Here is a 324-nt window from a genome sequence, read left to right on the forward strand (position 1 = left end):
TACGGCGCGAACAGGCGCAGGCGGCCCTTGCGGTCGAACACGTAGCCACCGGCGATGTGGCTCATGGTGTAGGTCTCCGGCACCTGGCCGGGCTCTTTTTCGTAGAACGCCTTGAAGTGATCCAGGTCGAGCAGCAGCAGCGAGAACGGCGTGCGGTTGCGCGTGGCCAGCTCGATCTCCCTGCGCAGCACGGTAGGCAGGAAGCGGCGGTTGAGCACCAGTACGGTCTGGTTGCGCCGCACCTTTACCGGCACGAACAGGCGCCAGCCGCCCGCATCCGGACAGCTGACCTCCACCGTGGTGTTGGCGGTGGGCTGCACCTGT

Annotated in this window: 1 protein-coding gene; it reads right to left on the reverse strand. The window is 66.4% G+C overall.

The features are described from left to right. A partial coding sequence (locus ABGA94_RS20685) for a diguanylate cyclase domain-containing protein (protein ID WP_375368005.1) occupies positions 1-324 on the reverse strand: 324 nt, incomplete at both ends.

Source organism: Stenotrophomonas sp. 3diitr2024, assembly GCF_042136455.1.
Classification (GTDB): domain Bacteria; phylum Pseudomonadota; class Gammaproteobacteria; order Xanthomonadales; family Xanthomonadaceae; genus Stenotrophomonas; species Stenotrophomonas sepilia.